Origin of the sequence: Prevotella sp. 20925_1_30 (assembly GCF_041433025.1) — a bacterium.
Lineage (GTDB): Bacteria > Bacteroidota > Bacteroidia > Bacteroidales > Bacteroidaceae > Prevotella > Prevotella vespertina.
In genome coordinates this window covers 21,061-29,558 of sequence record NZ_JAPWAR010000028.1, presented here as the reverse complement: position 1 = coordinate 29,558, position 8,498 = coordinate 21,061, and the positions used below count along the sequence as shown (strand labels likewise).

The window sequence follows — 8,498 nt, the reverse complement described above, 5'->3', positions numbered from 1 at the left end:
GCGAACAAAATCAAAATTGTTCGCGAACAATTTGGGAAGAGTTCGCGAACAATTTTTTAAGTGTCTTGTGGAGTGATGGAAGAGATTGGGGAGGTACCCTCATGATATAACTCGTTTTGTAGAAGTGATTTTAATAATCTAATAGTGCTACTTGTTATAGAGAGTTTCGTCAAGAAAGGGAATGCAGGTGTGTTATGAGCAAATTAATTAGTATGTAAAATCTTTGAAGCTATAGAGTGTATTCCTCTGTTTGTCTTTTGTTTGTAAATAATAATTTACTTTATTCTTATATTTCTTCTTAAAGTGCTACCTTTACACCGCTTTTCTCCTGAACTTAATAGTAAAGGGGGGCAGAGTACCTAAAGTATAATTAAACTTATTTCTAATATGTCTAAGGGTGTCAATACGCTTATTTTAATGTTATTCTTTACTCTTGCGTGTTCTGCACAAGTGCGTGAGGAGAGTCTTGAGTTTGTGTTTGGACAGATAAAGTTTCTTGAGCATAATAAAGAAGTTCCTAATCTTCGTTATAAAGATATTTTTCTTCGTTTTGAACGTGGTGATGTTAGTGGCAAGAGTGCCCCTACTTTCTATCGGGAAAGTAGCAAACGCTCTTACTTGAAGGTCTATGATGGAAACTCGTTGACTTTTAGTTGTGTTGATGCGACGATTACGAAAATAGAATTTGATTACCTTGATAACACAAGTGGTAATCTTTTTACAGAAAAGTTGGATAAATACAGAATATGGAGAGGGGAGAGCCAAAAGATTACTCTTGTGTCAAAGAGTAGTTCTCTGTTCAAGATCGTTAAGATAAAGGTCACTTACAAGCCTTCTTCTGTGAGCGTGAAAGTCTCGGATGCACGTTATTGTAGTTTGTATTATGGTGACAGAGCTTTTATAATTCCCAATGGTGTTGTTGCTAGAACTTATAAGCTTGTGGGTGATAAGTTACAAAGAAGTAAGGAATATGTGGCAGGTATGGTTCTTCCTCGGGGAACGGCTGTGATACTGAATGCAGCCCCTAATACTTATAACTTTGTCGTCACAAATGAAGATGGAGTAAAAGACGAAGACAATGTGTTGAGAGGAACAGATCATCCAGTTAAAACAACTAGCGGAGACATTTACTATGCTTTTACGGATGGTGACCAAGGTTATGGGTTTTATTGGATGAATCCTACTGGGGCGGCTTTTAAGAATGGGGCACACAAAGCATACCTTCCTTATAAAAACGCAGCAGGCGTTAAAGGCTTTGTTGGTTTTGATACGACGACAAGTATAAATGATGAGCCGCATTTCGATACGACGATAGATGAAAGTCCAATCTATAATCTATCAGGGCAGCGAGTTGATAAAGATTATAAGGGAATCGTTATCATCAATGGCAAGAAATATTTAAGGAAATAAATCACTAATATACTCTGATAACATGAATAAAGTGAAAAACTATATCCGACCAGCTATCAAATGCTTTCACGACTTTGATAAGTTTTATCTTCTTTCGGGCTCGCCATCTGAAGCACAACGTCATAATCATGGAGGCTCTGGACATCAACTTGCAAAGGAATTACCCTTTGACGAGTTTTGTGATGAGGAAGAAGATGGTAAAAACCTTTGGAGTGATTAAGCCTCTAATAAGTTCCCTTTGATGTCTTATATACGAAATTGAAGGTGAGTTCCTTTGGAATCTTTACCCATTTATTGTCAACAACAATCTTCATCATGCTTCCTTCTAAGCGTGTAAGCGTGTAAGTTCCGTCTGTATTACGTTTCAATTCAGCTTTTAAGTCTTCACTTCCGTAATCGTTGATGATGGTAAGTATCGCTTTCTTGCCTTTAATGGTTGCATCAGAGATAATCCATTTACGGGTATCACGCTTTGCACCGAAGTAACCGGGAACTTTGCCGAATATCTCCTGGCGTGGTACAATAATGTTGTTATCGTAGAAGTTGATATCTAACCAAACCTGATATTCATTATTCACTAAATGAGCTTTGAAGATACTATCTTGTCCCTCTTTCTTTAGACTTTCACTCTTCTTTGCCTCTCCTGTTACGTTTTGAGCATTCATGTTGAGTCCCATAGATAACAGAACTAATACGACAATAACTATTCTATGTTTCATAATTCTAATTGTTTGATATATGCAAAGTTAATCAATTTAGTGGTTATTTTACTCGTAGCGTTTAAAAATGTAAGTGGTAAAGTTGTGTTTTCTATGTTTTTTGTATTACCTTTGTATGCGATATATATCAAATTTTTTAAGAGGAAAGATGTTGTTTCCGGATTATATTTTCGAAACTAGTTGGGAGGTATGTAATAAGGTCGGAGGTATCTATACCGTACTTTCCACTCGCGCAAAGACATTACAGGACAGGATGAAGGATCATGTGATATTCCTTGGTCCAGATTGTTGGTATGAATCTCAATCTCCTTATTTCAAGCAAGATGATAATCTTTTTGCTGATTGGCAACAAAAGGCATTGGCTGATGGTCTAAAGGTTAAGGTTGGTCGTTGGGATATTCCTGGTGAGCCCATCGCCATGCTTGTTGACTTTAGAGAGGCTTATGCTCACAAAGATGAATTGTATGGTAAACTATGGGAATATTATCATGTTGATAGTCTTCATGCCTATGGAGATTATGACGAATCTGCAATGTTTGCTTACGCTACGGCTCTTGTTGTAGAGAGTTTCTATAAGTTCTATCTTAGTGAGAAAGATAAGGTGATCTTCCATGCTAACGAGTGGCAAACAGGTTTTGCTGCGCTTGTTCTTCAACATCGTATGCCCCAGATAGCATCCATCTTTACAACCCATGCCACTTGTATTGGTCGTAGTATAGCTGGTAATAATAAGCCATTATACGAATATTTGTGGGCTTATAATGGCGATCAGATGGCTTCGGAGCTGAATGTGGAAAGTAAGCATTCTATTGAAAAGCAGACTGCCCATTATGTTGATTGCTTTACCACGGTGAGCGATATAACAGCTACGGAATGTAAGGAATTGCTTGAGAAGCCTGTAGACATAGTTCTTCCGAATGGCTTTGAGAATGACTTTGTTCCTAAGAGTGCGACCTTCACAAAGAAGCGTAAGGCAGCACGTAAGCGTCTATTAGATGTAGCAAATGCTCTTACTGGTTCTGATTTTAACGATGATACATTGATTGTTTCAACCAGTGGGCGTTATGAATTCCGTAATAAAGGAATTGATGTATTCATTGAAGCGATGAATAGATTGCGCTTTGATGAGAATCTAAAGAAAGAGGTCGTAGCCTTTATAGAAGTGCCAGGATGGGTAAATAGTCCACGACAAGACCTTATTGAACGTCTGAATAGTGGAGAGAGCTTTGATACTCCTCTTGATATGCCACTCTTGACGCACTGGCTCAACGAACAGGAGCATGATAATGTGATGAATATGGCACAGTCGCTTGGTATTCGCAATGCAAAGGGTGACAAGGTGAAACTTATCTTTGTGCCTTGTTATCTTACAGGCGATGATGGTGTTCTTAATATGAGTTATTACGATCTTGTATTAGGGAATGATCTCTGTGTTTATCCTTCTTATTATGAGCCTTGGGGCTATACTCCATTGGAAGCAGTTGCGTTTAAGGTGCCTTGTATTACAACTGACCTTGCAGGCTTTGGCTTGTGGGCAAATACAGAGAAGGGCGCATATAGCGAAATAGAAGATGGAGTGAAAGTGTTGCATCGCACCGATTACAATTATTCGGAAGTGGCCGATGGTATTAAGGATACAGTTGTTCGTTACTCGAACTTTAATAATTCAATCGTAAATAAATGTCGCCGTAATGCGGAAAAGCTCTCACATAAAGCCTTATGGAGTGAGTTCATTCGCTATTATGAGCAGGCATACGACATAGCTCTACGTAAAGCAGCAGTACGTAATGACTGATACTTGCTTTAATAACGATAAACGATAAATAGTCAAAAACTAAGAGAATTTATGAAAATTAAGTCAGATTATTCCAATGAACCTCAGTGGAAAGAGGTTACAGTGAAGTCAACCTTGCCAAAAGAATTGGCATGTCTTGATGAGATTGCTCACAATATGTGGTGGGCGTGGAATTACGAAGCACGTAACATGTTTAAGGCACTTGACGAAACTCTTTATGAGGAAGTGGGTCATAACCCAGTTCTACTTCTAGAGCGTCTTAGTTATGACCGTAAGGAAGCGATTGTAAAGGATAAGAAACTCATGAAACAAGTGGGTGACGTTTACAAGAAGTTCCGTGCTTACATGGATGTAAAGCCTAATAATAAGCGTGCGTCAGTTGCTTACTTCTGTATGGAATTTGGTCTGAACCAAGCCTTAAAGATCTATTCTGGTGGTCTTGGTATCTTGGCAGGTGACTACATTAAGGAGGCGTCTGACTCTAATGTAGACTTCTGTGCTGTGGGTTTCCTCTATCGTTTCGGTTACTTCACACAGAGCCTCTCTATGGATGGACAGCAGATTGCTAAGTACGATGCACAGAACTTCAACTCTCTTCCTATTGAGCGTGAGCTCGATGAGAACGGTAACCAGGTTGTTGTTGATGTACCTTATCGTAACTATCAGGTACATGCACTTGTTTGGCGCGTGAACGTTGGTCGTATTAAGCTTTACTTGCTCGATACAGACAACGATATGAACTCAGAGTTCGACCGCCCTATCACTCACTCTCTCTATGGTGGTGACTGGGAGAATCGTTTGAAGCAAGAGATTCTGCTCGGTATCGGTGGTATTCTTACTTTGAAGAAATTGGGTATCAAGAAGGATATCTATCACTGCAATGAAGGTCATGCGGCACTTTGCAATCTTCAGCGTCTTTGCGACTACATTGAGAGTGGCTTGACATTTAATCAAGCTATGGAGCTTGTACGTGCCTCATCACTTTATACCGTTCATACTCCTGTACCAGCAGGTCACGACTACTTCGACGAGGAACTCTTCGGCAAGTATATGGGTGATTATCCTACTAAACTTGGTATCTCGTGGGATGAGTTCATCGGTATGGGTCGTACCAATCCTGATGATCACAGCGAGCGTTTCTGTATGAGTACCTTCGCTTGTAACACCTGTCAGGAAATCAATGGTGTGTCAAAACTTCACGGTTGGGTAAGCCAGAAAATGTTTGCTCCATTGTGGAAGGGATACTTCCCTGAAGAGAATGCTGTAGGTTATGTTACTAATGGTGTACACCTCCCAACATGGACAGCAACAGAGTGGCGCAAAGTTTACGATAAATACTTCGATGAAAGCTTCATGAGCGACCAGAGTAATGAGTCTATCTGGCACGCAATCTATAATGTTCCTGATTCAGAAATCTGGGAGACACGTATGGCATTGAAGCAGAAACTTATCAAGTATATCCGTGATAAGTTCACCAAGCAGTGGCTCCGCAACCAGGGTGACCCAGCTAAGGTCGTTTCTATCCTTGAGCGTATTAATCCTAACGCATTGATGATTGGTTTCTGTCGTCGCTTTGCAACTTATAAGCGTGCACACTTGCTTTTCACTGACCTTGAGCGTTTGGAGAAGATTGTAAACAACCCAGAGCGTCCAGTTCTGTTCTTCTTCTCAGGTAAGGCACACCCTGCTGATGGCGCTGGTCAGGGACTTATCAAGCGTATCTTTGAGATTTCACGTATGCCACAGTTCCTCGGTAAGATTATCTTCCTTGAGGATTACGATATGCAGTTGGCTCGTCGTCTCGTTTCTGGTGTTGATATCTGGATGAACACACCAACTCGTCCACTCGAGGCAAGTGGTACATCTGGTGAGAAAGCAGAAATGAACGGTGTTGTTAACCTCTCAGTACTTGATGGCTGGTGGGTTGAAGGCTACCGCGAGGGAGCTGGCTGGGCATTGCCAGAGAAGCGTACCTATCAGAATCAGGGCTATCAGGACCAACTTGATGCAGCTACTATCTATGGTCTTCTCGAGAATGAGATTGCTCCTCTCTACTTCAATAAGAATCAAGATGGCTACTCAGAGGATTGGGTTAAGGTTGTAAAGAACTCTATTGCAACTATCGCTCCTCACTATACAATGAAGCGTCAGCTTGATGACTACTATGACAAGTTCTATGAGAGTCAGGCTAAGCGTTCTCATAAGCTCGAAGCTAATGACAATAAACTTGCTAAAGAGATTGCTCTTTGGAAGGAGTCTGTAGCAGAGCGTTGGGACAGCATCTATGTTGTTTCTAAGGACGAGGATGCACTGCAGGATATTTCTACAGGTCATAAGATTAAGGTTACTTACGTTATCGACGAGCAGGGCTTGAACAATGCTGTAGGTCTTGAGCTTGTATTCTTGAAGAATGCACCAGTTGATGACGTTAACATCCACAAGGTAATCCCATTCAAGATGGTGAAGACTGAGGGTAATCACTATACTTTCGAGGCTACTTTCGATGCAACAGAAGCAGGTGCTTATAAGTGCGCTGTCCGTATGTATCCTAAGAACGATCTCCTGCCACACCGTCAGGACTTCGCTTATGTGAAGTGGATTGGATAAAATAGTCTGAGGACTAATTAATAATTAAAAGCCATTCCTATGCTCTGAAAAGGGTTGGGAATGGCTTTTTTGTGGTTCTATGTCATGGAATTATCACTGGGCTTAATATAATTTACAATGGTAATGTGCCAGGTAGATTTGAGATTTTGTATGTAAAAGGGTAAAAGAATGGCTCTCAAACCGATGTGGTGTGAGAGCTGTAGCTTATTTGCTTATATTAGATGCTGTTCTATGATAGTTATAAGTCCTCTCCATGGGAATCATTTTTTTCATTATCATAATATATGACAATTTGATAATTACCATATCGTTCTACAATAGTAAACCAAACTATTCGATTCTGTGCTCCCTCACGTGGTAATTGTAAGTAAACTGCTTGATATTGTTTTTGATGTGTACTTATTTCGTATGAGATATCTTCGTTATCAGATAGCTTCTGTATTTTTTCTAACGGAAAGTACTTTGGATTATCTTCAAATTGCTGACATAGAAGATTATATCTTATTTTTATTTGACCTTCATCACGAGTTATTTGATCTATTACAGCAATTCTCCATACTTTATTTTTGTTTGTTAGTATAGAAATATGCACTTTTTCTCCATTAAATATTCCTTCAAGGTTTCCACTAATAGCATCGTATGTGAATCCCTTTGCTTTGAGTTTTTGAATCATGGCAGCTTTGGATCCATCAACAGGAATGCCTAAGAACTTAGTAACATTTTGTTGTGCATATATTGATATAGACAACAAGAGTAACATTAGTACTGATAAAATCTTTTTCATACGTTATTATGTTTTGGTTTGTAATTATACTTTTGGGGTGGTAAATAGATATACTTTTTACTGTTATCTTTGTTCTTTATGTTTACGACAAAGTTAAGAATTATTTTTTGATATACTCCTATTTTTTTGCTAAAAGTTTCATAAGTTGTTATTGGAAAGTGGGTTAATTGGCTTGGTTGATAAGATTCACCACTACCTTTACCATTATATCCTTTTCCTCTGTTTTACTCTCGGCAATCATTAGGGTGAGGGCAACGAGGGTGTTGTCAGCAATTCTTTTGGTGCCATCGGGGCGATAGAGGATGGCATTGTTGTTCATAAACCATAGGAAGAGGGTGGCTGCAATGCGCTTGTTACCATCGCTGAACGAGTGATTCTTAGTGACAAGATAGAGAAGCATAGCTGCTTTCTCCTCCACACTCGGATAAAGTTCTGTGCCATCAAAGGTTTGATAGATTTGTCCGATAGAACTTTTGAAGGACTCATCCTTTTCATTACCAAAGAGTACAGAGCCGCCAAACTTCTGTCGAAGCATATCTATCTCGTGCATAGCATTCTCGTATGTGGCATGGAAAGGTTCTTCTTTTGTTGTCTTGGCGATATGTAATCGCTGGTAATCATAGTTATCAAGTGTGTCGAGTGCGTAGGTATAGTCTACTACAACATCAAAGAGTGCATTGCTTTCGTCCGTTGTCTTTGCAGGTTGTTGCTGGATAGCTCTGCCTAATACTTGTATGAGTTGGCGCAGTTCTGCTATCTGATGTTTGCGAATGTTCTCGTTGATAGCATAGCCTTTGACAAGATATTGCTTAAGAACAGAGTTTGCCCATTGGCGGAAACGGATACCACGTTTTGTATTTACACGATATCCCACGGATATTATCATATCAAGATTGTAATAAGCGACTATACGAGAAACTTGTCGTTTGCCTTCTTGTTGAACTGTTCGGAATTTCCGAACAGTTGAGTTCGCATCGAGTTCATTATCTTCAATGATGTGCTTAATATGTTCGCTTATTGTAGCTTTGCTGGATTGAAATAGTTCTACCATCTGAGCCTGCGTAAGCCATACCGTTTCTCCTTCCAACTTCACATCAAGTTGGGTCTTACCATCTTCACTTTGATAGATGATAATTTTGTCGTTTAGGTTTTCAGTCATATTGTTTAGGTTTATAGTTGTTAG

7 protein-coding genes are annotated in these 8,498 nt (G+C 39.6%); 4 read left to right on the top strand and 3 right to left on the bottom strand.

Annotated elements, in window-relative coordinates:
• Positions 1 to 417: 417 nt before the first annotated feature.
• Both O3603_RS10335 and O3603_RS10330 read left to right on the top strand, forming a co-directional pair.
• Positions 418 to 1,410: a hypothetical protein gene (locus O3603_RS10335; protein WP_371522675.1), complete on the top strand. Its 993-nt coding sequence runs from the start codon at positions 418 to 420 to the stop codon at positions 1,408 to 1,410.
• 22 nt (positions 1,411 to 1,432) lie between these two features.
• Entirely contained in the window at positions 1,433 to 1,630 is a 198-nt protein-coding gene (locus O3603_RS10330) for a hypothetical protein (RefSeq protein ID WP_036894419.1), read from the top strand.
• 4 nt (positions 1,631 to 1,634) lie between these two features.
• On the opposite strand, the gene O3603_RS10325 is transcribed toward O3603_RS10330, so the two are convergent.
• On the bottom strand, positions 1,635 to 2,129 hold the full coding sequence (locus O3603_RS10325) for a hypothetical protein (RefSeq protein WP_371522673.1): 495 nt from the start codon (positions 2,127 to 2,129) through the stop codon (positions 1,635 to 1,637).
• A 148-nt stretch (positions 2,130 to 2,277) separates the two neighbouring features.
• Between O3603_RS10325 and O3603_RS10320 the strand changes: the two genes are divergently transcribed.
• Together O3603_RS10320 and glgP are read left to right on the top strand one after the other, a co-directional pair.
• Positions 2,278 to 3,924 carry a glycogen/starch synthase gene (locus tag O3603_RS10320; RefSeq protein ID WP_371522671.1) on the top strand — a complete coding sequence of 549 codons (1,647 nt, stop codon included), beginning with the start codon at positions 2,278 to 2,280 and terminating at the stop codon, positions 3,922 to 3,924.
• Between the two features lie 51 nt (positions 3,925 to 3,975).
• Positions 3,976 to 6,531 (top strand): alpha-glucan family phosphorylase, encoded by a 2,556-nt coding sequence (glgP, locus tag O3603_RS10315; RefSeq protein ID WP_371522669.1) that lies wholly within the window; start codon positions 3,976 to 3,978, stop codon positions 6,529 to 6,531.
• A 238-nt stretch (positions 6,532 to 6,769) separates the two neighbouring features.
• On the opposite strand, the gene O3603_RS10310 is transcribed toward glgP, so the two are convergent.
• Together O3603_RS10310 and rhuM are read right to left on the bottom strand one after the other, a co-directional pair.
• Positions 6,770 to 7,315, bottom strand: coding sequence for a hypothetical protein (locus O3603_RS10310; RefSeq protein ID WP_371522667.1), 546 nt, complete (start codon positions 7,313 to 7,315; stop codon positions 6,770 to 6,772).
• A 163-nt stretch (positions 7,316 to 7,478) separates the two neighbouring features.
• Positions 7,479 to 8,474, bottom strand: a complete 996-nt coding sequence (gene rhuM, locus O3603_RS10305; protein WP_371522665.1) for a RhuM family protein — start codon at positions 8,472 to 8,474, stop codon at positions 7,479 to 7,481.
• Positions 8,475 to 8,498: the final 24 nt, after the last annotated feature.